The organism is Natrinema limicola JCM 13563 (genome assembly GCF_000337475.1).
GTDB lineage: Archaea > Halobacteriota > Halobacteria > Halobacteriales > Natrialbaceae > Natrinema > Natrinema limicola.
The window spans coordinates 18601-40876 of record NZ_AOIT01000051.1; the positions used below are offsets into that span (position 1 = coordinate 18601).

A 22276-nucleotide genomic window follows, 5' to 3' on the forward strand; every position below is an offset into this window, starting at 1 on the left:
TCTGTAATAGGCCCATATGAGCAAAGCTAAATTAGATATAATGTGTATAAGGGTCGCAGTGATGGAGCCTGTTTCCCGCTGCGGTTATATTCTACGTGTTTGTCAACGTCCTCGATCGTCGACGCACCACGTCAGCGGTGGAACAGCCGGGTCTCCCACCGTTGTCAGGGGGCGTTTCGGCAGCCGGTCGCTCGCGCGCGGCAGATCTTGCCACCGTGTGCTGTCGGCCGGATCTGATTTTGACATTCGTCTATCGAGCCGTTTCGAGTACTCACAGCCGATCGATTCAAAAGTAGTCCCGCCGCCACTCGTCACACTACAGCTGTGGCGCGACGTCTTCCGCGAAGTAGGTCAAAATTAGATCCGCACCGGCCCGTTTGATCGACAGCAGTGATTCGAGTGCCACAGCCTCGAGATCCAGCCAGCCCTTCTCGGCGGCGGCATGCAGCATGGCGTACTCGCCGGAGACGTTGTAAGCCGCGACGGGGTGGTCGAACTCTCGGCGAATGGCGCTGACGATGTCGAGATACGGCAGAGCGGGCTTGACCATCATGACATCTGCGCCCTCCTCGTCGTCGAGTCGGACCTCCCGCAGCGCCTCGCGGGCGTTTGCGGGGTCCATCTGGTAGTGTCGCCGGTTGCCAAACGAGGGCGCGCCGTCGGCTGCGTCCCGGAAGGGACCGTAGAACGCGCTCTCGTACTTGGCCGCGTAGCTCATAATGGGGACGTGCTCGAATCCCGCTTCGTCTAACGCCGATCGGATCGCACCGACCATCCCGTCCATCATCCCGCTCGGCGCGACCATGTCAGCCCCTGCGCGGGCGTGAGAGACAGCGATCTTTTCGAGCGCCGCGAGCGTCGCGTCGTTGTCGACGGTCATCGTCGGCTCACAGGCGGGGCCGTCCGCGAGCGCGTCGCCGCGGAGTTCCTCCTCGAGTGGCCCGCAGTGGCCGTGATCGGTATATTCGCAGAGACAGACGTCGGTGATAACGTAGGCGTCGGTCTCACTCGTGACCTGTCGCAGTGCCTCCTGGATGACGCCGTCATCGGCCCAGGCGCGGGTTCCCTCGGGGTCTTTCGACTCCGGAATCCCGAAGAGCATCACTGCCTCGACGCCGGTCTCGAGGACTTCCTCGACGCGGGCGACGGCGTCGTCGACTGGCACTCGCTCGTGGCCGGGCATCGACTCGATCGGGACGCGCTCGTCGGTCGTCGCGTCGACGAACACCGGGGCGATCAGGTCGGTCGGCTCGAGGCTCGTCTCGCTGACGAGGTCGCGAACTCGATCCTGCCGGAGTCGTCGCGGACGATGTGTGAGGTCCATACCGGAGTTACTGACGGAACGTCCAAAAGCAGTGCGTTCGTACTCGTCCGAGGCTGCTGGCCCGCTTACGTGTCGGTCGACTCCAAGTAAAGTGAGTACGCAATTTTAAGTGCGCGTCTCACATCTACCATGTTAGTCATGGCTATCGATCCACAGTTCACCGAGAACCGGGAACAGGTCGACGAACACAACGGACATTCGGTCTGGGGCCCTGTCGACGAACCCGAGGAACTCGGAATTCACGGCACACACGTTGCGGTCGACTTCGATATCTGTCTGGCCGACGGAGCCTGCGTCGAGGACTGTCCAGTTGACGTCTTCGAGTGGGTCGACACGCCGGGTCACCCCGAAAGCGAAGAAAAGGCAGACCCCGCGAACGAGGCCCAGTGTATCGATTGTATGCTCTGTGTCGACGTTTGTCCGGTCGACGCCATCGACGTCGACGCCGGTCGAACGGCGTAATTATTCGGCGCGGTCGACGTCGACTTTCTCTTTGAGGCTCTCGAGCCCATCAGCTTCAGCGAGCTCCTGTAACCGCTCGCGGAAGTGTTCCTCGCAGAGACCGACTTTCAGTCCATCGGACTCGGCTGCGAAGGCAGCTTCGCGGTCACAGTAGTGGCAGTTCATACCCGACCGTACGGGCCACGACGCATTGAACCCTCCGCTCGCGGTCAGTTAGTACCGTCGGCTGTCAGCTCGAGGCGCTCGTAGGCTCCCCGGGAGAGCCCGTCGATACCGAGGCGCTCGTCGTGTGCGTCACTGCCGCCGGTGGGGAGCAGCTCGTGGCGCTCGAGCGCGCGCTCGACTGGCGTGCGGTCGACATCGCGACCGTACGGATACTGGAGTTCGACGGCATCGAGGTCGGATGTTAGCGCGAGTGCCTGCTCGGGATCGCGGTACCGCAACGGATGGGCAAGCGAGACGAGTCGACACGACTCGGCCAGTGCCGCCCGTCCGCGCTCGAACGATGGGACCTCACGGGGCACGTAACACGGACAGTCGGAGCCAATGAGGTGATCGAACGCGCCCTGATAGTCGTACTCGATCGTGGGGTGGGCGTCGATCGCCCGCGCAATGTGTGGCCGTCCGAATCCGCTGTCGATCGTTACGCCGAGATCGACGCCTAGCCGCGACTCCACGCAGTCGACGATCGCCTGCCCACGTTCGATACGGTTTTCCTGAATGGTCTCGAGGATCGCCTCGAGTTCTGTACTCGGCTCGAGGCCATAGCCCAGCAGATCGATTCGCTGGGAAGCGTCGGTCCCGACCCGCAACTCGATGCCGTGGATCAGTGTCACGCCGTCGCGTTCGACGACCGGGCTGTCGAACGGCTGGACCCGGTCGTGGTCCGTCACCGCGACGACGTCGACGCCGTCACGGCGCGCGACCTCGGGGACCGCCTCGAGTGGAAGGCTCCCGTCCGAGCGGGTGGTATGGACGTGTAAGTCCGCGTATGGCATATCGTACCTCAACAGGGCCGTTCCTAAAGGCATTTCTCCGGGCCTGCATCCAAGCTTCGACGCCGCCGCTCATCTACTAGGCATATTAGGTATCTAATGAGGCTAGGAAACATGCATGGACAATGTTTATAATTATCGTTCACGGATGGTAAGGCGTAATGCTGCTCAATGGCACCGGCGACGTCATCGACGACCACGACTACCCCGCCACGACCGAGGAACTGATCGACGAATACGGGGATCGGACCCTCGAACTCCCCAACGGGTCCGAAACGGTCGGCGACGTACTCGCCCGCCTCGAGTCCGAAACCTTCGAGCACCCGGAAGACGCGCGTCTCGCCGTCTACTCTGCCGTCAGCAACAAGGCTGTCGGCCGCGTCGGCTACAGCGACCGTGATCCGACACCGGTCGGGAGTCCGTACTCGCCCGACGCCGTTTCGTTCTAACCAACCTTTTTTAACGGGATCCTCGCTCGTGTTGCTCGCTCGAACCCCGCTAAAAAACGGTGATGAAAAAACTCGAGCGCGCCAGCGGCGCGCTCGGTGAAACCGCTCGCAAAGCGAGCGGTATGCTACTTCTATTGACCGATCAAACGGTATCGAGAACTGGAATACCGACCGTCTCGACGTCGGTCATCGCCTCGGGTTTGTCGTCTTTCAGATCGACCGTGACGACCGTGCCGTTCGGGTCTGGCTCCGGTGTGTCGACCGCGTCGATAGAGAGCCGTTTGCTGTGATCTTCGAGGACTGCGACACGCGTGGCTGTGTGTGATTATCCCAGATTACGAACACGTACAACTCTCCCGTACTGGTTGTCATACTGTCGGACAGCAGCCAATACGAAGTCGGTCGCGGATTCGCGGCCGTCTCCACCGGTGACGGCCGCAGCAGCGCGACCAATCGTCACGTCGTTCTGTCCGGCAATATCAGCCGACGGACCCGGGCGTCGAAGGAGTCGTACCGGATCAGTCTACCAGCGTCAGGACGTTGTCTAATTCGAGCGGCACCGCTCCCTTCCGGTAGCCTTCGACGTGGCCGTTCGGTCGGGTGCGGTAGACGACGGCGGGGCGGTGGCGCACGTCGGGTTGCTCGCCGCGGACGGCGGCCCACTCGTCGTCTCGAAAGCTCGAGCAGTCGACGAACAGGGTTGCACCGCCGCCGTGGTCGGCCAACTGGCCGTTGGTCTTGGTCTCGGCAGTCTCGCGGACGGCGGCGACAGGCCCGGTGGCGGCGCGAGTGCCTGGCGGCTGTGGTCGGGTGACCTCGACGAGGACGTTGGTGTCGTCGGCTTTGGCTCGGAAATCGAGCGAGTGACCGGTCGTCACCTCGATTTCGGGGACCACGTCGTAGCCGGCGTCAGTGAGGTGTTTCGCGGCGATGAACTCGGCCATCGCGGCGCTCATCCGGACGCGGTCGACGTGGTCGCTGGTGCCGAGCTTTCCAGACATGACGTGGCGATACTCGTCTAAGACGCCGGTCGAGAGGAAGTCCTCGAAAAACTGGGTCGTCTCCCGGTGGTCGGCGTCGGGAAAGCCCGCGGCGTGGTCCCGGAAGAACGCGCGAGTGGAGTCGCGGCCGTCTTTGGACATAAACACGGGCAGGAAAAACCACGAGATGTGGGGGTAGTCCGCGAGCCAGGGGGACCGCTCGTGGAGCGTCGCGGTCAGTTCTCGCTTGGCCCATCGTGCGACGTGGTGGGGGACGTCCCGCCAGCCGAACTTGTCGGTCTTCCACAGCGCGGACGGCGTTTCGGTGTTGCCCATCCAGTAGGCGTCGCCGTTGGCGTGTGCAAAGAGGGCGACGTCGCCGTTTTGCATCTCGAAGCGGTGTCCCTGCCAGTTGCCGCCGATTTTGAACCAGGGCGTGACGGATTCTGCGCCGATGTTCGACTGGAGCGGCTGGAGGATCTCTTGGCGGATACGCCCGTCGTTCCACGACTGGGGCGAGTATCGAAAGCGAAGCGGCCGTGCCACGCACGTTGCTAGGGTGTGCGGGTCCATATATCGTTCGCTGTCTCGCTGTCTTCTGCTGTATGAACATATTCGCTCGAGCACTCACACTCGAGCAACTCGCTTCCGCCTCAGTTGGCGTGAGCCGTGGCCGGGTATGAACGACCGTTACATTAATAGTCGCGTCCGCCGTACTATGCGTATACTTACCATGTCAATGGGTGACTATGACGAAGACGAGCACGAGCGTCGCGAAAAGCAGGCCTCGACGGTCGATACGGACTTCGACGACGAGCGGACGATCTACCACGGTGAGGTCAAGTACGATGCCGGCGACTCCGCCGAGGACTTGCTCGACACGTTCGAGCAGATCAAGTCGAACTAGCGGTGATCGACAGACACTGCCGTCATCGTTTTTCGCCGTCCCTGAATCGTAATCGAGAGCGTCGCAACGACCGCAACGGCGACGACGTGACCCACGAGCGCGACGAGTAACACCACGCGATCCGCGACGAGTGGCACCAAGAGCAACTGTACCGCCGCGAAGCCGACGTTGATCGCGTCGATGCGCTGGTACGCTCGCGTCGGTCCCGGCTCGAACCCGTAGGTGAGCGCCCGCCACAGCCCGACGACGCTCGCCCACCAGCAGGTCCCGATCCGATACACCACGTCCCAGAGGACGAGCAACGCGAGGCCAACTGCCAGCGCTGGTGGCTCGGCCCCGAAGAGCTCGATCAACAGTGACGACCCTGCTTCGCTCCCCCGTGGATCGACGACGAACAGATAGGTGACGAGCGCGACGAACGCCATCACGCCGAGGACGACGTCGATACTCGAGCCGAACAACAACCGCCGGTACGCCGTCGGCGTCGGTAGCTCGCGGACGGCCCGGCTGAACCGCAGCATGAGCCAGCTCCCGACCGTTGCGACGACGACAGCGACCGTACCAGGGACGACCGCCCCCCAGAGATCGTAGATCGCTGCGACAGCGAGGATCGCCGCCTCGAAGCCGAGAAACTGCAGCCCGATCGCCGTCCGACTCGAGACACGCACGCCGGGAACCGTCCCGAGAAGGCTTTCGTAGACCCACGTCTCACCGTACTCCAGTGACTCCGTCATTTTCCGCCCCGCTCCGTCGGCGCTGCCGTCTCGGCGTGGCCGACCGCTTCGGCACCGCCCGACTCGGCCCCAACGGCACGCCGGACCGCCACCGCAAATGGCGTCAGCTCGAGTTCGACGAGTTGCTCGAGGCGGTCGTCCGTGACGACGACGCGATTACGAACGCCCTCGATCAACGGGTAGGCAACCTCCTTGGGGACGTCAGTGATGAGGCCGACCCAATGTGACGAGAGCCGCGGACTCAGGACCGGTACGGCGATGATCAGCGGGCGGCGACCGGTCGCGATTTCGGCCGTCTGAAGCAACATCTCGCGGTAGGTGAGCACGTCCGGCCCACCGATTTCGTACGTTTCGCCGGCCGTCTCCGGTTGCTCGAGCACTGCCAGACAGTAGGCGATCACGTCGTCGATCGCGATCGGCTGGCAGTCGGTATCGACCCACTGTGGGGTGATCATCACCGGGAGCCGCGTCGCAAGCTGGTAGATCAGCCGGAAACTCGCGCTGCCGTCACCGATGATAATCGCTGCCCTGAGAACGGTCACGTCGGCGCTGCCCGCCCGGAGGAGTGTCTCGACTTCCCGGCGCGAGGCGAGGTGACTCGAGAGCGTGTCGCCCTCGTTGCCGAGCCCGCTTAGATAGATCACCCGCTCTATGCCGGCCTCGCTCGCGGCCCGTTCGAAGTTCCGTGCGGCGCGCCGATCCCGCTCGGCGAAGTCCCCGCTGGCCCCCATCGCGTGGATCAGATAGTAGGCGACGTCAGTATCCGCCAGCGCCGCCTCGAAGCTCCCCGGCTTGAGGACGTCCCCTTCGACGACGGTGACGCCGGCCGGCGGGTCGTAGCTCGCGGCGTCTCTCACGAGGACCGTCACGTCGTGGGTCGTCTCTGCAAGGAGGGCGGCCACGAGCCGCCGGCCCACGAATCCGGTCGCTCCAGTTACAAGTACGCGCATACACTCGGTACGGAGCGAACGCTCTTAACGTCACTCGACGTCCCAGCCCGGCGTTTCGGGTGCGCCCCGCTCGCGTTCGACGGCGTCGGCGACGGTCGGCGACGGCACCGCCTCGTCGGCCGCCCGGCAGCGCTCATGCCAGTCGCGGATCGCCGGGCCGACCCACGACGCCTCGTCGGCGGGCTCCGTGTCGGCGTCCGCATCCGCGAGCATCCGCTCTTTCGCCTGCTCGTAGTGAAAGTCGGAAATCGCAAGCGTTCCGGGACTCGAGGCGGCGGCGACCGCGATCGGTTCGGCGCGGTCCTGGCGGGTGAGGTCGCCGGCTGCGGCCCGCCCGACGATCCCCTCGAGGGCGGCCGGTCGTGGATGACAGAACAGCTTCGCTCCGATCGCCTGCGAGCCCAACAGGAGGCCGTCGGGATCGTCGTGGTCGGCGTCGAGCAGTCGGTCGCCGCCGAACGCCGACTCGACGCGCTCGCATTCGGTCTCCTGTGCGAGTGCGAGGTTGTGTTCCGGATACGCACCGCACTCGTCGGGAAACAGGTCGTCCTCGTGGATCCGACACTGGAGCGTCGTCGGCTCGAGGAAGACACAGGTCGGCAGCCACGTCGGCTCGTCGCGGCCGAACGGGGCTACCGGCTTCGGTGGCTTCCGGAGGCCGATAAAAAAGGCCGGCCGCCCCGCGACGGCGGCGACGGTGTGGCCGTCGATCTCGACGCCCGCTTGCGGCGCATCTCCGCTCGAGGAGTCCGTAGAATGTGGTTCCTCACGCTCGCCGCGGGCGTGCCAGAATCGCGGAGTCAGGGCCGCGCCCATCCCGGCCTCGAGAAACGCCCGCACCTCGTCGCGGGTCAGTGGGACGAAGGTGGGATCGTCGTCGAGCGGCTCCCGGGATGGGGTGGCCGGCGGTTCGTCCTCGAACACCTCACGCCGCCGGTGGCCATCGACAGCGTCTCGAGCGTCCGTGTCGTCCTCGAGGAGCGCTCGCCAGTCCAGACAACAGCCTGCACAGCCTTCACAGTTCACCTCCATATGCGACGCTACACCGCTTGATCGTATAACCGCTGTGCGGGCTCTCGCCACACGAACACAGCCGCCCAGCGACAGGCGAACGGCTTTCATCGTTCGACACCCATACTCAGCTATGTCGAAAGCCTCCTGTGACGGCTGTGGCCGAACGGTCACGATTTCGGGCGGAATCGCCAATCTCTGGTCGTTCGGGACCGACGCCGGCACCGTCGGAACCGCGATCACGCTTGACCTCGAGGACGGCACTTCGCATCTACTGTGTTATCCGTGTCTCGAGGCGCTGCCTGACTATCCGACGGCAGCGGATGTCGAGCGGCTCGAACAGGTCGACGACGAGACCTCACAACTCAGGTCGCGTTAAAAGCGTCGTGACGGGGGAGTGTGGCGGCAATGACACTGCATGCGGTCGCGAGACCGCAGCCACAGCCACGGCAGCAACCGCAACCGCAAGCGGAAGGGGTGGGATTTGAACGCCACGGGGCAAAGTGCCGCCGCGGAGCCAGGTGGCACCGCGGTGCTCTTCCGCTGAGCGACCCTTCCGCATGTCAGTGCGAGGGCGGATTTCGTCTTTGTAATCGGTCGACTACCGGTCTTCTGTCGACCGCCCACGTTTCGTAGGCGGCTGATACCGATCGGTAGCCGCCGATTTCACCCGCGACTGAGTGAGGTTGCTGGCACGGGTCAGTTACACACGACGCGACGGTCCGCAGCTTTTAGGACGTGGCCGCGCCGTGAGACGAACGGTGAATCCCGAGCGGCTCTTCGAGGAGTTTCCCGCGCCGAGTTACCGCGGGGCACAAAAGCAGGCCCTGCGCGACATTCGAGACGCCTTCGCGGCTGACAACGACGTCGTGCTCGTTCGCGCGCCGACGGGCAGTGGCAAGTCACTGCTCGCGCGCGCCGTCGCTGGCTGTGCCCGACGGGCCGACGAAGGCGACCCCAGCGATGCCACGGGGGCCTACTACACGACGCCGCAGGTCTCTCAGTTAGACGACGTGGCGGCTGACGACCTGTTGGCCGACCTCAACGTCATCCGCGGCAAGTCGAACTATACCTGTATCCTGCCGGACGAGCGCGACACGCCGGTCAATCAGGCACCCTGTGTCCGCGAGCGGGGCTACGACTGCTCGGTCAAGCATCGGTGTCCGTACTTCTCCGACCGGGCGATCGCGTCGAACCGCGAAATCGCGGCGATGACGCTGGCGTATTTCATGCAGACCGCCGGCAGCGATGTCTTTCGGAAACGCGACGTCGTCGTCGTCGACGAAGCCCACGGCCTCGCCGAATGGGCCGAGATGTACGCGACGATCCAACTCGGGCCACGAACCGTCCCCTTCTGGGACGAGCTTCGCGTCCCGGAGGTCGACTCCGTCGAACGTGCTGCCCGCTACGCCGACAATCTCGTGGGAACCTGCGAACGCCGGAAAGACGATCTGCTCGCACAGGAGACGCTCTCGCCTGCCGACGTGCGCGAACGCGATCGGTTACAGGAACTCATCGGCGAACTCGAGTGGTTCGTCTCTGATTATCGCGATCCGCAGAGTCCGACGACGTGGCTGGTCGACCAATCAGAGCCCCGCACTCGCGACGCTAGCGCCGACGACCCCGCAGGCGGCCCGCTGACGATCAAACCGATGAACCCCGAGAAGTACCTCCAGCACACCGTCTGGGACCGGGGCAACAAGTTCGCGCTGCTGTCGGCGACGATCCTCAACAAGGCCGCGTTCTGTCGGCAGGTCGGGCTCGAGCCCGAGCGAGTCGCCTTGGTCGACGTCGAACACACCTTCCCCGTCGAAAACCGGCCGCTGTACGACGTGACACAGGGGAAGATGACCTACGAGCACCGCGACGAGACGACGCCGAAGATCGCCCGGACGATCGTCCGACTAATGGCCCACCACCCCGACGAGAAGGGACTGATCCACGCCCACTCCTACGACATTCAGGAACGCCTCGCCGATCTACTGGCTGACTTCGGCGTTGGCGATCGAATCCGCACCCACGACCGCGACGGTCGCGACGCCGCGCTCGAGGCCTGGAAAGCCAGCGACGAACCAGACGTTTTCCTCTCGGTGAAGATGGAGGAAGCACTCGATCTCAAAGACGAACTCTGTCGCTGGCAGGTGCTCTGTAAGGCTCCCTTCCTCAACACTGGCGACTCGCGGGTGGCCCACCGACTCGAGGAGGGACAGTGGGCGTGGTACTACCGGACGACGCTTCGCACTGTGATCCAGGCCTGCGGCCGGGTCGTCCGCGCCCCCGACGACTACGGCGCGACGTATTTAGCGGACTCGAGTCTGGTGGATCTGTTCGAGCGTGCGCGGACGGACATGCCCGAGTGGTTCGCAGCGCAGGTCGATCGCATGGAACAGCCGGCGCTCCCTGCGTTCGATCCGCAGGCGGCCCTCGGCGGCGCAACGAGGACAGCACGATCGGAGGGAGCGTCACGCTCGAGCCGTGCCAGTGAGGCGGATGCCGGACATGACAGTAGAACCTCGTCACGATCGCGGCGGTCGCGGCGATCATCCCGCTCCAGCCCGCTGGCGGATGTCTGGGATACCGACGAGTGATACGGTCTCCTGTCAGTCAGTGCCGGTGGGACCGCGACCGCCCTGCGGTTGCACCGTGACATCGGTATAGCAAACCGTATGACGGCCGATTCGCGGTGGACCAGTCCCGTTGTGGACGAATAGGCATGACCTCGACCCCGGTCCACCGCCGCTGCCGTCGGTTGGGCCGAGACGGCCAGCGCTCAATTATCTGTCTCGCGTAACATGTTTCACGGTGTGTAACAGTTCGGCAGTCGCGGGCGACCTGCCCGACGACTGGCGAGCGTGAGCGACGGCGTGGGTATGGCGTCCTCGTGACCGTCAGGACAGGGACCTGAGCGTTTCGCCGGTCACCTGCCGTGCGCCGTCCCGAAGTCGACTGTATCGATCGGCTGTCCACTCGCGAAGCCGCCCGTTCGCGCTCTCAAGGACGGCGACGAGATGGCTGTTGTCGTACGCACGAAGGAGCGTCCGCTCTTCGCCGAGCGTCATTCCAAGCGACGGCGATTCCGACGCGACGTACAGTTCGAACGCGTCGCACTCGAGTGACGCGTGCAACTGATCGGGAGATTGTTTTGCGACGGCTTGCAGGGCCGCCTCGCCGACGACGAATTCCGTCGGCGTTCCCGCGTCGGCGATCGGCTCGTGGACAGCCAGCAGTTGTCGGGTGAGCACCGGTGTGGCGACACGCAGTCGCGTGCGCTTGCCGGCCGGCTCGAGGGCCGCGAGCCGATCGCTGTACCACTCGAGCGGATACTGGGGGTTCGTCTCGGTCGGNGTCGCCAGCCGCGCCCCGCACAGCCACTCGAGGTCGAGTTCAGCAGCTGTGTCTTCGGCGTGAGCACAGAACGGCTCGAGTCGCTCGAGCGTTTGGAGTCGGTTCTGTGCGCGTTCGTACGTTTGCAGTGCCAGCTCGCCGATCGCGGTCGCTTCGTACCCGCCGTCGACCCGCCGAACCCAGTCACGCTTGACCAGTTCGGAGAGCGTCCGGTGGACGGTCGTCCGGGAGACGTCGGCAACCGAGACTAGCTCGGCCGGCTGGGCGGTACCGCCGACGAGCCGCTCGAGAATCGTGGGCCGGACGGTCGAGCCGGAGAGATAGCGAAGCGCACGTGCTGGCTCGTCGGTCATCTAGTTGTCAGACTGACCAGTCAGCAGTAAATACTTACGATTGACAGAGAGCTGTCACGAGCCAGAGCCTAGAAGATGGCTGTCGCGCCCCATGCCACCATCGAGGACACCATGAGGAACGCGAAGGCGAGCGCGATGACCTGATTCTTGTCCATGGTAGACGACTACGGCCCCGCAAGTATCAATGTCACGACCGGAGTCGGCCAGCGTCTCGACCACGCTGTGTCCCGTGTCTCAGTCGAACCGGGCGTCGACGACGACGTGTGCGACACCTGCGCTGTGGCTTTTCACTCGCCGTTTCTCGAGCACCTCGAGGTCGCGGCCGGCCGCATCGGCGGCCCGCTCGAGGCGAGCAAGCGGGCGGTCCCAGAGCCGTGCTTCCGGTGTCGCCTCGTGGTAGTGGACGACGCCGCCGGGAGAAAGCGCTTCGAGCGCGTCGGGGAGGAACTCGTGTGCTTCGTCGGTTCGCGTGCCCGCCCCCTCACTGTCGTCGTCGCTCGAGTCGTCCGAACTGCCGTAGTAGCCCATGATGACCCGATCGACATCGAGGCCGCCGGCGAGGTCGCGACAGTCGGTCATGTAGGCATCGATCCGGTCGCTGACATCGTTGAGCATGGCGTTCTCGAGCAGATAGCGAAACGCTGTCGGATTGAGTTCGGTCGCAGTGACCTGTGTGCCGGCCCGCGCTATCGGCAGCGTAAAGTAGCCGATCCCGGCGAACATATCGAAGACGTGCTCGTCGGCGTCGACGATTTCGCCCATCCGGGCGCGTTCGGCCTGATTGCCCGGCGAGAACATCACTTTCGTGGGATCGAGGCCGTACTGCGTGCCGTGCTCGGTGTGGATCGTCTCCGTGTCGCTGCTCCCGGCGAGTAGCCGGGTGCGGGGCTCGCGGTAGGTGCCCGCTGTGCCGTCGTTTGCGATCCCCGCGTCGGCCAGTACGCTGTCGGCTTCGCCGTGTAACTCGAGTAAGGCCTCGCCGACCGCCGTCTCGTCGGGACAGTCCTTGGGAACGGTCACGAGGATCACCGATCCGATCACTGCCCACGAGCCCGGGGCCGACTCGAGATCGTCATCGCTCCAGCCCCGGTCAGCCAGCAGGTCCTCGAGATCGGGATTTCGGCGTTCGGGCTCGAGTTGTCGGACGACTTCGCGGACCTGTGTCTCCGTCGGCGGCTCCGTGACGGGCAGGGCGTTGCTGTCAGGGCCGTCCTCGCAGACGCGCCGCGACTCGTCGTAGACGCCCTCAGCGCGCAGCGACTCGATAGCCGTCTCAGTCCGCGGTTTGTCGACGATCGCGGCCAGCGGGGCGTCGGCCGCCGCCCGCTCGAGGACGGCGTCGGCTGCGGGCTCGAGGTCGTGAGCGTCCCCGGCTGCCGGCTGGTCGTCCGTGTCTTCAGTCATCGCGCTCGTCGGGCAGGATGTGCAGCCCGGCTCGGCTCTTCAACACGGGCACCGTCTCGGCCTCGGGATCGAAGTAGTCCGGCCGCGCGACGGTTTTCGCCTGGAAGGTCTCGGGGTCGAGTACCTGTACGGCGTTGTCGTCCTCGACGGTGACGACAGTGGCTTCGGTCGCGTCCTCGAGCTCGCCGAGTTTGCGTGCTTCCGGCGAATTGCCTTCTTCGTAGCTCGCTTCGTATCGTTCGCCGGTCGTCACGCGAATGCCCTTGAGGTTGCCGCGAGCGCTGCGGACGAGGACGGGACCGCCGTCGTCCTCGGCGAGGTCGATGATGTCGCCGGGGGTATAGGGCGGCAGGCGGACGGCGAAGGTGACTCGATAGACCTCGTTGCCGTCCTCGTCTTCCGTGACGAGGGTTTCGGCGTCGTTAACGGTGCCACCGAACTCCTCGATCATCTTGTTCGAGATCTTCTTGCCGATCTTGTTGGTCGAGACCTTGATGTTCAGTCCGTCGTCGGTCTCGCCGACCTCGGTGACGAAGGCGTTGCGATCGCCCGTCGCTTCCATGTCCGCGACGGTCTGATTCGCGATTTCCTTCGCCCGGTCCATCTCGTCGCTCGTCGGAGTTCGGTCCTCGGCACGGATCTGGACGATGCTGGCGTAGTAGTCGCCAGCGATCCGCCCACACCGGGTACAGGTCTGGCGGGCGATCTTAACGGGGACCGTCACTTGCTCGTCGACTGGCGTCCCGCGGACGACGCCCGTGAAATAACAGTGCATCCGGATCGTGTTCTGGTCGACCTGTTCGGGATCGATCTGCCAGGCGACGTCTTCGACGTCGACGTGGACGGCAAGCGCCTGGCTGACCTCCTCGATGGCGATGTCCGTGTAGTCTTCGGCACCGACGTCGACCCACCGATTCCCGCGGTAGACCGCCCCACACCGCGAACAGACGCGAACGTCGATTCGGTCCGGTGCGTCGACGAAGTCGAAGTCCTCGAAGTAACACGAATCGCAGAGTTCGACCTCCGCACCGGGCCGCAACGGGTCGTTCGCGTCGCTCGCCGATCGCTCGGGTACCGCATCCCCACATCGGGGGCAGAACGCACGCGACTCACTCATTGCCCTCGTTTGGAATCTCAGCGAGTTAAGAGCCGCGTTCCGACTGGTTACGTTCGTTCGCGTTGCTCGTCTGCTCGAGCCGCCGCCGATCGGGTCGGCCAACGCGGCAGACGCCTGTCAAACGGGCCGCCGATTCGATTGTGTCAGACGTAACTCAGTCACACGGTTTCCATACGAAACGAAGGGGTTCACTCGGTAGTCGAAGACGGGCAGGGGCTATCGGTTCGGTGGTGACGCTTATTCCGCCGCGGCCCATACCTATCGATATGAACTGGCAGGCGGACTGGGGACTACGATTTCGGATGTTCGTGACGATGTTCCTGCTGTTTGCGCTGTATATCGTCTTCGCCGGCGTGATTACCGCCTACGTCGGCGGCGGGCTGTTCCTCTTCGCGCTCATGTTCGGCGGCTTCTCGCTCGTGCAGTACTACTTCAGCGACACGCTCACGCTGCGGAGTATGGGCGCAAAGACCGTCTCGCGCGACGAGTATCCACAACTGCACGGCTCGATCGAACGGCTTTCCCAGCAGGCTGACCTCCCGAAGCCGAAGGTGGCGGTCGTCGACTCCAAGGTACCAAACGCCTTCGCAACCGGGCGCAACCAGCGCAACGCGGCTGTCTGCGTGACGACCGGACTCATGCACACGCTCGAGCGGGACGAACTCGACGGCGTCCTCGCACACGAACTCGCCCACGTCAAGAACCGCGACATGATGGTGATGACGATCGCCTCGTTTCTCTCGACGATCGCGTTCATGATGGTCCGCTGGGGGGCCTTTTTCGGCGGCGGGCACGGCCGCGGCCGCGAGGGCGGTGGCGGCGGCATCGTCGTCGCGATCCTCGTCTCGCTGGTCGTCTGGATCATCAGCTATCTGCTGATCCGGGCGCTCTCGCGGTATCGCGAGTTCGCTGCCGACCGCGGCGCGGCTGCCATCACCGGGAACCCCTCCGCGCTTGCCTCCGCGTTGCTGAAGATTTCGGGCCAGATGGACAAGGTTCCCAAAGACGACATGCGCGAAGAGGCCGAGATGAACGCCTTCTTCATCATCCCGATCAAGTCCGGCGTCATCGGTCGCCTCTTTAGCACGCATCCATCGACCGAACGACGCGTCGAACAGCTCCGCGACCTCGAGCGCGAAATGCAGTCCTTCTAAGGGTTCCCGGCGCTCACAGGACCTATGGGACTGCTGGATGGGCTCCGCGCCGTCCTCGGGATGCGCGCCGAGACCGACGCCGGACGTGACGCCGACCCCGACGACCTCTTCGGGATGAGCACTGCCTACCTCACGATGGAGGCCGATCTGGGCTACGAGTCACTCGACGTCGGGGCGCTGTGCTTTTCGGGCGTCGACTCGGCCGACTTCCGGGACGCCGTCGACGAGGTCGAGGCGATTCTCGAGGCCGGCCAGGAGGAGACCGGCACCGACTTCTCGGTCACGTCGGACGATCACGGCTACCAGTGGGTCGTCCTCGCGGACGACGATCCGGAGGACCTCATTACGAGTATGCACTTCGCTGCCGACACCTTTATCGAGCACGGCTACGGCTCGCGGTTGCTCGCTGCCGTGTTCGCCTATCGGAACCGGGATGGTCCTGCCTACTGGATCTACTCCTTCCGGCGCGGTCGCTTCTACCCGTTCGTCCCGCGAGCCGGCCGGGAACGCGACTCGAGCGCGGAGTTCTCCCTCGAGTCGGCCCTAGACGGCGAACTCGAGATCGAACGCGAGAAAGAGTACTGGTACCCGCTCTGGCCCAGCGAGGGCGGGACCCATCCCTGGGAGTGAGGACGGTTCCGTCGTCCGCGTCTCGTGTGGGCTGACTGACTCCCAAATCACGTTGGGAACACCGGTATTACGACAGGGCGACTACGGTGATCTACGCGACAGGACGCCACATCATCATCACAACTGCGCCATACACCAGTTGCTCCTGCTTCCAGTTTCCTGTCGCGCCGTTTCTGTTCCGTTGTGAGCCGATGGCTCGAGGGTGTCGCCGTTAGTACGCGCCTCGTTGGTGGGCAACCACTACTAGCCAAGCAAGTTGTTGAGCGTCATCGCGATGAACAAGAGGATCACGAGTTCGTTGACGATCCACGAGTTCGCATCCATCCAGTTGCGAGCCTTCGGAAGGAAGGTTTCGGCGCGCTCACTGAACACAACCAGGGTAAGCGATGGGAGTGCAAGCACCAGAAGCGTACACAGGATAAACGGGATGGCGTCTAGCAACGACGCACCGCGGGCCGCCAGATAGGAGCCGACGGCGACCGACGTGAGGATATCCGTCGGGAAAAACCCCATCAGGAGAAAGCCGAGTCTGAACGAAAACCGGGGCGTTGCGGTCTCGAGTTTGCCCATCCATCGTGGCGGTTCCGACGTCTCTCGCGTGCGGTAGGTGTGGACCATCGCGAGCACGAGCGCGACGAGGACGATCGCGCTGAGCGTCGTATTCGATTGTCCCTGTTCGGTCACACCGGCGCTTAGCGCGTACGCAATCGTGACGACGAGCGAGATCGAGATGGCTGCACCACCGACGAACGCGGCCGAGTTTTGCCGCCAGCGGTCGCTCGTCGCGAGGAAGATCGCGCTGAGTATCTGTGGCCCCGCGATCATCACGAACACCATCGGCAACACTTCGAGAAATCTCATGGCTCATTCACCGACGCAGTACGTGTCGACCCCTTCGAAATCGACTGACAGAGTGCTGTCGGTGACAACCAGCGGCCACTGTCGGGACGGCTCCCGTCAGACGGTGCTTGGGTGGATCGCTCGCCGGTCGTCAGGGAACACATCGAAGCGCTGTCGACTGTCTACCACTGCAACCGTGGTTAAATCTTGGCCGTGTGGCTCGTGCCGAGAATGTACGCGGTGCGTGCTCCCCATCCATTATATCGGTGGGGTCGGTAGCCGCATGCAGTGACTGAGTGGAACCAGTACAAGGGTGACCCGCAGCACTCCGGACTCCGGCGCGACCTCGAGGGGCCGTCTCGCGTCACCGAAGCATGGACTGTCGACCTCGTCGGCCCGCCGGGATCGCCGGTGTGCGATCGCGACACCGTCTACGTCGGCACGACTCGGGGGAACTGCTACGCGCTCGACGCCGAAACGGGCCGTCGGCGGTGGGTTTTCGAGACACCGACCGCAACCGACGCAACACCGGCTGTCACTCGCGACCGACTCTACGTGGGGGCCGACGATGGAACGATCGTCGCGCTCGACCCCGCCACCGGCGAGGTGGAGTGGGAAGCCGAGCTGCCGGCCGACCTCGAGTCCGATTTCGCGCTCTCGGACGGCCGCCTCTATGCCGGCCACGCCGATGGGCTGACCGCACTCGAGCCCGAGACGGGGGCGGAACTGTGGACGTACGAGACCGAGTCGGCAGTCGCTGGCACCCCAGCGGTCGCCGACGGGCGGGACGTGGGGCGACACGGATCGACGCAAACACCGCTTTCGGAACTGGACGAGACGGCTTTGCTCGAGGACGATCGGCTGTCGGAGCCGGACCAGCAGTGGATCGACGAGCGGGTGTTCGCCGGTACTGCGGACGGGACGGTGGTCGCACTCGAGGCCGAGACCGGCGAGCAGGCCTGGGCTGCGCCGACCGGCGGCACGGTCGCGACCGGGCCAACGGTCGCCGCGGATCGGGTCTACGTCGCCGACGACGCAGGGACGATGCTCGCACTGGACGCCGCCACCGGCCAGTCGTGGTTCACCTACGAGATACAGGGCGGGTTCACCACATCGCCGACCGTGCTCGCGGCCGCCGAGACGACGTTCGTCGGCGCGACCGATGGCTACTGCCACGTCACCGACACGACCGTCGGCCGGCGCAAACTACGCGGCTGGCTGTTCTCGCGCAAAGGCGTCGAACTCGACGGCCCGGTTCGCTCGACACCCGTCGTCGTCGGCGACGTCTGCTGTGTCGGCGACGCGAGCGGCTCGCTCTACGGGATCGACGTTGACGATGCCGAACCGATCTGGCACGTTGCCCTCGCGGATGCCATCAGCGACACGCCCGCGGTCGCACCCGGCCGGCTTTTCGTCGGGAGCGACGACGACCGTCTCACCTGTCTCGAGTGGGAGACGGCCGACCCGAATCGCTGACATCCATCCTGCACCGCTCGGGTCGAGTCTCGCCATCGAGGCGCGCCTTCTCTAATAAATGTAGTGCAGTCGTTTCGGAGAACCCCCGCGCCCGCCGGCACTTTCACTTTCACTCCCCTGTTAACGAGGGTTTATGGGGGGTCCAGCACAACGGCAGAGTATGCCCGAAGCAGATCTCGAGACGCTCCCCGGCGTCGGACCGGCGACCGCAGACAAACTCCACGACGCAGGCTTCGACTCCTTCCAGAGCCTCGCCGTTGCCTCCCCCTCCGAACTCTCGAATACGGCCGATGTCGGCGAATCCACCGCATCCGACATCGTCCGCGCTGCCCGCGACGCTGCCGACATCGGTGGCTTCGAGACCGGCTCGACGGTCCTCGAGCGCCGCAACGAGATCGGCAAGCTCAGCTGGCACATCGACGAGGTCGACGACCTGCTGGGCGGTGGGATCGAAACCCAGTCGATCACCGAGGTCTACGGCGAGTTCGGTGCCGGCAAGTCCCAGGTCACTCACCAGATGGCCGTCAACGTCCAGCTTCCGAAGGAGGTCGGCGGCCTCCACGGCTCCTGTATCTTCGTCGACAGCGAGGACACCTTCCGCCCCGAGCGGATCGACGACATGGTACGAGGACTGCCGGACGAGGCGATCGACGCGGCCCTCGAGGATCGCGAAATCGAGGGCTCGGCCGACGACGAGGACGCCGTCGACGACCTCGTCGAGGATTTCCTCGAGAAGATCCACGTCGCGAAGGCGTTCAACTCCAACCACCAGATGCTGCTGGCCGAGAAGGCAAAGGAACTCGCGGGCGAACACGAGGAGTCGGAGTATCCGGTTCGCTTGCTCTGTGTCGACTCGCTGACCGCTCATTTCCGTGCCGAGTACGTCGGCCGTGGCGAACTCGCAGACCGCCAGCAGAAGCTCAACAAGCACCTCCACGACCTGGATAAGGTCGGCAACCTCTACAACTGCGCCGTCATCGTGACGAATCAGGTCGCGTCGAATCCCGACTCGTTCTTCGGCGACCCGACCCAGCCCATCGGTGGCAACATTCTGGGCCACAAGTCGACGTTCCGGATCTATCTGCGCAAGTCCAAAGGCGACAAACGGATCGTCCGGCTGGTCGACGCGCCGAACCTTGCCGATGGCGAGGCCGTCATGCGCGTTCAGGACGAAGGCCTGAAGCCGGAATAAGCGGATCTCTGGCTGATAGAGCCAGCGGCGTTTTTTCTGGCAGTCTCATTTCGACCGCTGCATGCGACCGTCTCGAGACGGCTACCGTCGCTCGAGACGATGGTACCGAAACGCGAAACCGGTCAGAGACCGAACCGCGAACACAGCAGACCGTGTCAGTCGTCCTCGGTCGTCGTCTTCTCGACGTCGAGGTCTCCCTGATAGATCTCCGCCCCGTCCTGGGCAACCTTCTCGGCCAGGACCGCACATTTGACCCGCATCGGCGAGATGTCGACGCCGAGCATGTCGATCACGTCGTCGCGGTCCATCTCGAGTAACTCGTCGACTGTCTTGCCCCGGAGTTCGCCCGAGAGCATGCTGGCGGAGGCCTGACTGATCGCACAGCCGTCGCCAGAAAAGGCGACCTGCTCGATCGTCTCCTCGTCGTCGTCGAGTTTGACGTCCATACGAATCTCATCGCCACACATCGGGTTCTCGCCGATGTGGGTGAACGTGGGATCCTCGAGTTCCCCGTAGTTCCGAGGGTTCTTGTAGTGGTCGAGGATCTGCTGTCGGTACATATCAGAGCCCAGTCCCATCGGTAGATACGGATAGGCCAGTGAGTTGTAAAAGGGTTCCGGGGCCGAAACCGGCGATCACGTCGGCCTGTAACGGATTTATACGGACTACTGCCAGTCGTTGCCGGTACAACCGTGACCGCCCTGCGCTTGCACCGGTAAACCGGTACAGCAGACCGTATCAGCCGACGCCGTCAGCGCCCGCCGTCGACTTCCCTGTCGAACCGCTCGAGGAAGTCCCGAACGAACGCCACACGGTCGACGGCGAGGTCGCGACCCGCGTCGGTGTGCAGCCGCGCTGGCAACTCGAGAAGCTTCTTGAAAAAGTGATTGTACTGCGTCGCGCCGGCATCGGTGTCGTCCTCGCCGACCGGACACGCCGGATCGTGAATCGGCGACCCGATCGCGCCGCCGTGAGCGAACGCTCGAGCGATGCCGACCGCACCCAGCGCGTCGAGGTCGTCCGCGTCGGCGACGACCTTCGCCGCCAGCGTCGCAGGCTCGACGTCGTTCGAATACCGGTGGGCGCGGATGCAGTGCTGGACGCATTCGATCGTCTCCGCGTCGGCGCCGCAGTCGCGCAGAATCGTCCCGGCTTCCTGTGCACCCCACCGCGCATGATCGTCGATCTCGCCGCGGTCCTCCCGCGTTCGGCCGATGTCGTGGAGGACGACGGCGAGTCGAACCACGCGCTCGTCGACTGGCTCGGGATGGCGCTCGCAGAGCGTTTCGGCGAGTGTGTCGACCCGCTGGACGTGGTGCCAGTCGTGGGCCGGCGGTGCGTCCTCGAAATAGGGACGAGCGCGGGTTCGGACTGCCTCGAGCATGGCTGTCGGTGATCGGGACCGGATCAAAAAGCCACTGCAATCGGGACCACTGGTCGTTCCCCGTAGTAGCTGGCGGCTCCTTGCTCGAGGCCATTTCGGACGGATCCACACCGAATACGCACTGCTATTCGGTGTGCTTGGGCTGTCCAAAGCCGCAGATATTGGTGGCGGAGCCTACGCGAACAGCGCTCGAGCGTCGTCCAGCGCGTCGATCAGCTTGTCGATTTCCTCGCGCGTGTTGTAGACGTAGAAGGACGCGCGAGTCGAGGCGGGCACGCCCAGTTTGTCGTGCAGCGGCTGTGTACAGTGATCGCCTGCCCGCACGGCGACCGTGTGGTCGTTCAGGATCGATGTCAGGTCGTGGGCGTGGACGCCATCGAGGTTGAAACTGACCAGTCCGCCCCGGTCGGCACCGCCTTCGGGGCCGTAGATCTCGACGTCACCTTCGGCCGCGAGCTGGTCGTAGGCGTAGGCAGCGAGTTCCTCCTCGTGGGCCTGCACCCGTTCCATACCGAGGTCCTCGAGCCAGTCGATCGCGGCATGGAGGCCGACGGCTTCGGCGATCGGCGGCGTGCCGGGCTCGAACTTCCAGGGGAGCTCACCCCACGTCGAGTCCTCGAAGGTGACCTTCCGGATCATGCCACCGCCGTAGAGGTACGGCTCCAGTTCCTCGAGCAGCGACTGCTTGCCGTAGAGGACGCCGATCCCGGTGGGTCCGGCCATCTTGTGGCCGGAGAAGGCATAGAAGTCGGCGTCGATCTCGCTGACATCGACGGGCCGGTTGGGGACCGCCTGTGCGCCGTCGATAAAGGAGAGCGCGCCGTGTTCGTGGGCGAGGGCCGTGAGTTCGCCGACCGGGTTGACGGTGCCGAGCGTGTTCGAGACGTGAACGGCGGAGACGAGCGCGGTGTCGTCACCGATCAGGTCGCGAGCGTGGTCCATATCGAGGCGGCCGGTCTCGTCGACGCGGATGTACTCGACGTTCGCACCCGTTCGCTTGGCGATCTGTTGCCACGTGACCAGCGAGGCGTGGTGTTCCATCTCCGTGAGGACGATCTCGTCGCCGGGGCCGAGTTCGTTCAGTCCCCACGAGTAGGCGATCAGGTTCTCGCTTTCGGTCGTGTTTTTCGTGAAGACGATCTCCTCGCGTCCGTCAGCGCCGATGAACTCGGCGACGCGGTCGTGGGCCTCCTCGTAGGCGATCGAGGCCTCTTGGCTCAGGTGGTGAATGCCACGGTGGACGTTGGCGTTTGACTCCCGGTAGTAGTCGCTCATCGCGTCGACGACCGGATCGGGCGTCTGGGTCGTCGCCGCGTTGTCGAGGTAGACGACCTGCTGGCCGTCAAATTCCCGCTCGAGGATCGGGAACTCCTCGCGGATCGCCTCGACGTCGAGTGACTCGAGGTTCTGTTGACTCATTGGTGTCTAGGATGGACCGCACACAAAACACTCCTTCGGTTCAGCGAACTTCGTTTTCCGGAGTCGAAACGAATCGGCCGCTCGTGTCGCTATGATTGCACTGATCTCGGTGCCGGGCCGATCGGACACGGGCACGGAATGTGGGAACTG

The 22276-nt window shown here is 64.4% G+C and carries 23 protein-coding genes and 1 tRNA gene; 9 read left to right on the forward strand and 15 right to left on the reverse strand.

From position 1 onward, the window contains the following. Nucleotides 1-316: 316 nt before the first annotated feature. Entirely contained in the window at nucleotides 317-1324 is a 1008-nt protein-coding gene (gene hemB / locus C476_RS12975) for a porphobilinogen synthase (protein ID WP_008013712.1), read from the reverse strand. 138 nt (nucleotides 1325-1462) lie between these two features. On the opposite strand from hemB, the gene C476_RS12980 reads away from it, so the two are divergent. Further along, nucleotides 1463-1786, forward strand: coding sequence for a 4Fe-4S dicluster domain-containing protein (locus C476_RS12980; RefSeq protein ID WP_008013714.1), 324 nt, complete (start codon nucleotides 1463-1465; stop codon nucleotides 1784-1786). Here the strand turns inward: C476_RS12980 and C476_RS18990 are convergent, their stop codons facing one another. Together C476_RS18990 and C476_RS12985 are read right to left on the reverse strand one after the other, a co-directional pair. Beyond that, nucleotides 1787-1951 (reverse strand): DUF6757 family protein, encoded by a 165-nt coding sequence (locus C476_RS18990; RefSeq protein ID WP_006183007.1) that lies wholly within the window; start codon nucleotides 1949-1951, stop codon nucleotides 1787-1789. Nucleotides 1952-1995: 44 nt separating this feature from the next. Then, on the reverse strand, nucleotides 1996-2784 hold the full coding sequence (locus tag C476_RS12985) for a PHP domain-containing protein (protein ID WP_008013723.1): 789 nt from the start codon (nucleotides 2782-2784) through the stop codon (nucleotides 1996-1998). A 158-nt stretch (nucleotides 2785-2942) separates the two neighbouring features. Here C476_RS12985 and C476_RS12990 point away from each other — a divergent pair, with 158 nt between their 5' ends. Next, nucleotides 2943-3230, forward strand: coding sequence for a DUF5789 family protein (locus tag C476_RS12990; protein ID WP_008013725.1), 288 nt, complete (start codon nucleotides 2943-2945; stop codon nucleotides 3228-3230). 518 nt (nucleotides 3231-3748) lie between these two features. On the opposite strand, the gene C476_RS12995 is transcribed toward C476_RS12990, so the two are convergent. Continuing rightward, nucleotides 3749-4756, reverse strand: coding sequence for a DUF5784 family protein (locus tag C476_RS12995; RefSeq protein ID WP_008013726.1), 1008 nt, complete (start codon nucleotides 4754-4756; stop codon nucleotides 3749-3751). Nucleotides 4757-4943: 187 nt separating this feature from the next. Between C476_RS12995 and C476_RS18410 the strand changes: the two genes are divergently transcribed. Further along, nucleotides 4944-5117, forward strand: a complete 174-nt coding sequence (locus tag C476_RS18410; protein ID WP_241430492.1) for a DUF5786 family protein — start codon at nucleotides 4944-4946, stop codon at nucleotides 5115-5117. On the opposite strand, the gene C476_RS13000 is transcribed toward C476_RS18410, so the two are convergent. Genes C476_RS13000 through C476_RS13010 form a run of 3 tightly spaced genes read right to left on the reverse strand, consistent with a single transcriptional unit; the run spans nucleotide 5114 to nucleotide 7833 of the window. After that, nucleotides 5114-5851 (reverse strand): DUF7530 family protein, encoded by a 738-nt coding sequence (locus C476_RS13000; protein ID WP_008013728.1) that lies wholly within the window; start codon nucleotides 5849-5851, stop codon nucleotides 5114-5116. The two genes, C476_RS18410 and C476_RS13000, sit on opposite strands and share 4 nt — an antisense overlap. Continuing rightward, entirely contained in the window at nucleotides 5848-6801 is a 954-nt protein-coding gene (locus tag C476_RS13005; RefSeq protein ID WP_008013729.1) for an NAD(P)H-binding protein, read from the reverse strand. Before C476_RS13005 ends, C476_RS13000 begins: the two co-directional genes overlap by 4 nt. Nucleotides 6802-6831: 30 nt before the next feature. After that, complete coding sequence (locus C476_RS13010; protein ID WP_008013730.1) at nucleotides 6832-7833, reverse strand: YkgJ family cysteine cluster protein; 1002 nt, start codon at nucleotides 7831-7833, stop codon at nucleotides 6832-6834. A 112-nt stretch (nucleotides 7834-7945) separates the two neighbouring features. Here C476_RS13010 and C476_RS13015 point away from each other — a divergent pair, with 112 nt between their 5' ends. After that, the gene (locus C476_RS13015; protein ID WP_008013731.1) at nucleotides 7946-8191 is read left to right on the forward strand and encodes a DUF7561 family protein; all 246 of its coding nucleotides are present in this window, start codon (nucleotides 7946-7948) and stop codon (nucleotides 8189-8191) included. Nucleotides 8192-8281: 90 nt separating this feature from the next. On the opposite strand, the gene C476_RS13020 is transcribed toward C476_RS13015, so the two are convergent. Next, nucleotides 8282-8370: transfer RNA gene (locus C476_RS13020), tRNA-Gly, on the reverse strand. Between the two features lie 203 nt (nucleotides 8371-8573). On the opposite strand from C476_RS13020, the gene C476_RS13025 reads away from it, so the two are divergent. After that, entirely contained in the window at nucleotides 8574-10400 is a 1827-nt protein-coding gene (locus tag C476_RS13025) for an ATP-dependent DNA helicase (RefSeq protein WP_008013732.1), read from the forward strand. Nucleotides 10401-10700: 300 nt separating this feature from the next. Here the strand turns inward: C476_RS13025 and C476_RS19925 are convergent, their stop codons facing one another. From C476_RS19925 to C476_RS13040, 3 genes are all read right to left on the reverse strand, one after another. Next, entirely contained in the window at nucleotides 10701-11510 is an 810-nt protein-coding gene (locus tag C476_RS19925) for a helix-turn-helix transcriptional regulator (RefSeq protein ID WP_008013733.1), read from the reverse strand. Between the two features lie 234 nt (nucleotides 11511-11744). Then, complete coding sequence (locus C476_RS13035) at nucleotides 11745-12914, reverse strand: class I SAM-dependent methyltransferase (RefSeq protein WP_008013734.1); 1170 nt, start codon at nucleotides 12912-12914, stop codon at nucleotides 11745-11747. Continuing rightward, nucleotides 12907-14031, reverse strand: a complete 1125-nt coding sequence (locus C476_RS13040; protein ID WP_008013735.1) for a 60S ribosomal export protein NMD3 — start codon at nucleotides 14029-14031, stop codon at nucleotides 12907-12909. The genes C476_RS13035 and C476_RS13040 overlap by 8 nt, the downstream gene beginning before the upstream one ends. 266 nt (nucleotides 14032-14297) lie before the next feature. Here C476_RS13040 and htpX point away from each other — a divergent pair, with 266 nt between their 5' ends. Beyond that, nucleotides 14298-15185: a zinc metalloprotease HtpX gene (htpX, locus tag C476_RS13045; protein ID WP_008013737.1), complete on the forward strand. Its 888-nt coding sequence runs from the start codon at nucleotides 14298-14300 to the stop codon at nucleotides 15183-15185. A 24-nt stretch (nucleotides 15186-15209) separates the two neighbouring features. Continuing rightward, complete coding sequence (gene pspAB / locus C476_RS13050) at nucleotides 15210-15815, forward strand: PspA-associated protein PspAB (protein ID WP_008013739.1); 606 nt, start codon at nucleotides 15210-15212, stop codon at nucleotides 15813-15815. 243 nt (nucleotides 15816-16058) lie between these two features. Here the strand turns inward: pspAB and C476_RS13055 are convergent, their stop codons facing one another. Beyond that, nucleotides 16059-16676, reverse strand: a complete 618-nt coding sequence (locus tag C476_RS13055; RefSeq protein ID WP_008013740.1) for a GAP family protein — start codon at nucleotides 16674-16676, stop codon at nucleotides 16059-16061. A gap of 267 nt (nucleotides 16677-16943) precedes the next feature. Here C476_RS13055 and C476_RS13060 point away from each other — a divergent pair, with 267 nt between their 5' ends. After that, a complete protein-coding gene (locus tag C476_RS13060) occupies nucleotides 16944-18131 on the forward strand; it encodes an outer membrane protein assembly factor BamB family protein (protein ID WP_008013741.1) in 1188 nt (395 codons plus the stop codon). A 160-nt stretch (nucleotides 18132-18291) separates the two neighbouring features. After that, nucleotides 18292-19323, forward strand: a complete 1032-nt coding sequence (radA, locus tag C476_RS13065) for a DNA repair and recombination protein RadA (RefSeq protein WP_008013742.1) — start codon at nucleotides 18292-18294, stop codon at nucleotides 19321-19323. A gap of 155 nt (nucleotides 19324-19478) precedes the next feature. Here the strand turns inward: radA and sufU are convergent, their stop codons facing one another. From sufU to C476_RS13080, 3 genes are all read right to left on the reverse strand, one after another. Continuing rightward, a complete protein-coding gene (sufU, locus tag C476_RS13070; RefSeq protein WP_008013743.1) occupies nucleotides 19479-19901 on the reverse strand; it encodes a Fe-S cluster assembly sulfur transfer protein SufU in 423 nt (140 codons plus the stop codon). A gap of 173 nt (nucleotides 19902-20074) precedes the next feature. Continuing rightward, nucleotides 20075-20707, reverse strand: coding sequence for an HD domain-containing protein (locus C476_RS13075; protein ID WP_008013744.1), 633 nt, complete (start codon nucleotides 20705-20707; stop codon nucleotides 20075-20077). 174 nt (nucleotides 20708-20881) lie between these two features. Then, nucleotides 20882-22126 carry an aminotransferase class V-fold PLP-dependent enzyme gene (locus C476_RS13080; protein ID WP_008013745.1) on the reverse strand — a complete coding sequence of 415 codons (1245 nt, stop codon included), beginning with the start codon at nucleotides 22124-22126 and terminating at the stop codon, nucleotides 20882-20884. Between the last annotated feature and the right edge of the window lie 150 nt (nucleotides 22127-22276).

What these genes read in the sequence shown, in the direction of transcription:
- hemB (WP_008013712.1), bottom strand. Translation starts at nt 1,324, where the DNA reads ATGGACCTCACACATCGTCCGCGACGACTCCGGCAGGATCGAGTTCGC.
- C476_RS12980 (WP_008013714.1), top strand. Translation starts at nt 1,463, where the DNA reads ATGGCTATCGATCCACAGTTCACCGAGAACCGGGAACAGGTCGACGAA.
- C476_RS18990 (WP_006183007.1), bottom strand. Translation starts at nt 1,951, where the DNA reads ATGAACTGCCACTACTGTGACCGCGAAGCTGCCTTCGCAGCCGAGTCC.
- C476_RS12985 (WP_008013723.1), bottom strand. Translation starts at nt 2,784, where the DNA reads ATGCCATACGCGGACTTACACGTCCATACCACCCGCTCGGACGGGAGC.
- C476_RS12990 (WP_008013725.1), top strand. Translation starts at nt 2,943, where the DNA reads ATGCTGCTCAATGGCACCGGCGACGTCATCGACGACCACGACTACCCC.
- C476_RS18410 (WP_241430492.1), top strand. Translation starts at nt 4,944, where the DNA reads ATGTCAATGGGTGACTATGACGAAGACGAGCACGAGCGTCGCGAAAAG.
- C476_RS13000 (WP_008013728.1), bottom strand. Translation starts at nt 5,851, where the DNA reads ATGACGGAGTCACTGGAGTACGGTGAGACGTGGGTCTACGAAAGCCTT.
- C476_RS13005 (WP_008013729.1), bottom strand. Translation starts at nt 6,801, where the DNA reads ATGCGCGTACTTGTAACTGGAGCGACCGGATTCGTGGGCCGGCGGCTC.
- C476_RS13010 (WP_008013730.1), bottom strand. Translation starts at nt 7,833, where the DNA reads ATGGAGGTGAACTGTGAAGGCTGTGCAGGCTGTTGTCTGGACTGGCGA.
- C476_RS13015 (WP_008013731.1), top strand. Translation starts at nt 7,946, where the DNA reads ATGTCGAAAGCCTCCTGTGACGGCTGTGGCCGAACGGTCACGATTTCG.
- C476_RS13035 (WP_008013734.1), bottom strand. Translation starts at nt 12,914, where the DNA reads ATGACTGAAGACACGGACGACCAGCCGGCAGCCGGGGACGCTCACGAC.
- C476_RS13040 (WP_008013735.1), bottom strand. Translation starts at nt 14,031, where the DNA reads ATGAGTGAGTCGCGTGCGTTCTGCCCCCGATGTGGGGATGCGGTACCC.
- htpX (WP_008013737.1), top strand. Translation starts at nt 14,298, where the DNA reads ATGAACTGGCAGGCGGACTGGGGACTACGATTTCGGATGTTCGTGACG.
- pspAB (WP_008013739.1), top strand. Translation starts at nt 15,210, where the DNA reads ATGGGACTGCTGGATGGGCTCCGCGCCGTCCTCGGGATGCGCGCCGAG.
- C476_RS13055 (WP_008013740.1), bottom strand. Translation starts at nt 16,676, where the DNA reads ATGAGATTTCTCGAAGTGTTGCCGATGGTGTTCGTGATGATCGCGGGG.
- radA (WP_008013742.1), top strand. Translation starts at nt 18,292, where the DNA reads ATGCCCGAAGCAGATCTCGAGACGCTCCCCGGCGTCGGACCGGCGACC.
- sufU (WP_008013743.1), bottom strand. Translation starts at nt 19,901, where the DNA reads ATGGGACTGGGCTCTGATATGTACCGACAGCAGATCCTCGACCACTAC.
- C476_RS13075 (WP_008013744.1), bottom strand. Translation starts at nt 20,707, where the DNA reads ATGCTCGAGGCAGTCCGAACCCGCGCTCGTCCCTATTTCGAGGACGCA.
- C476_RS13080 (WP_008013745.1), bottom strand. Translation starts at nt 22,126, where the DNA reads ATGAGTCAACAGAACCTCGAGTCACTCGACGTCGAGGCGATCCGCGAG.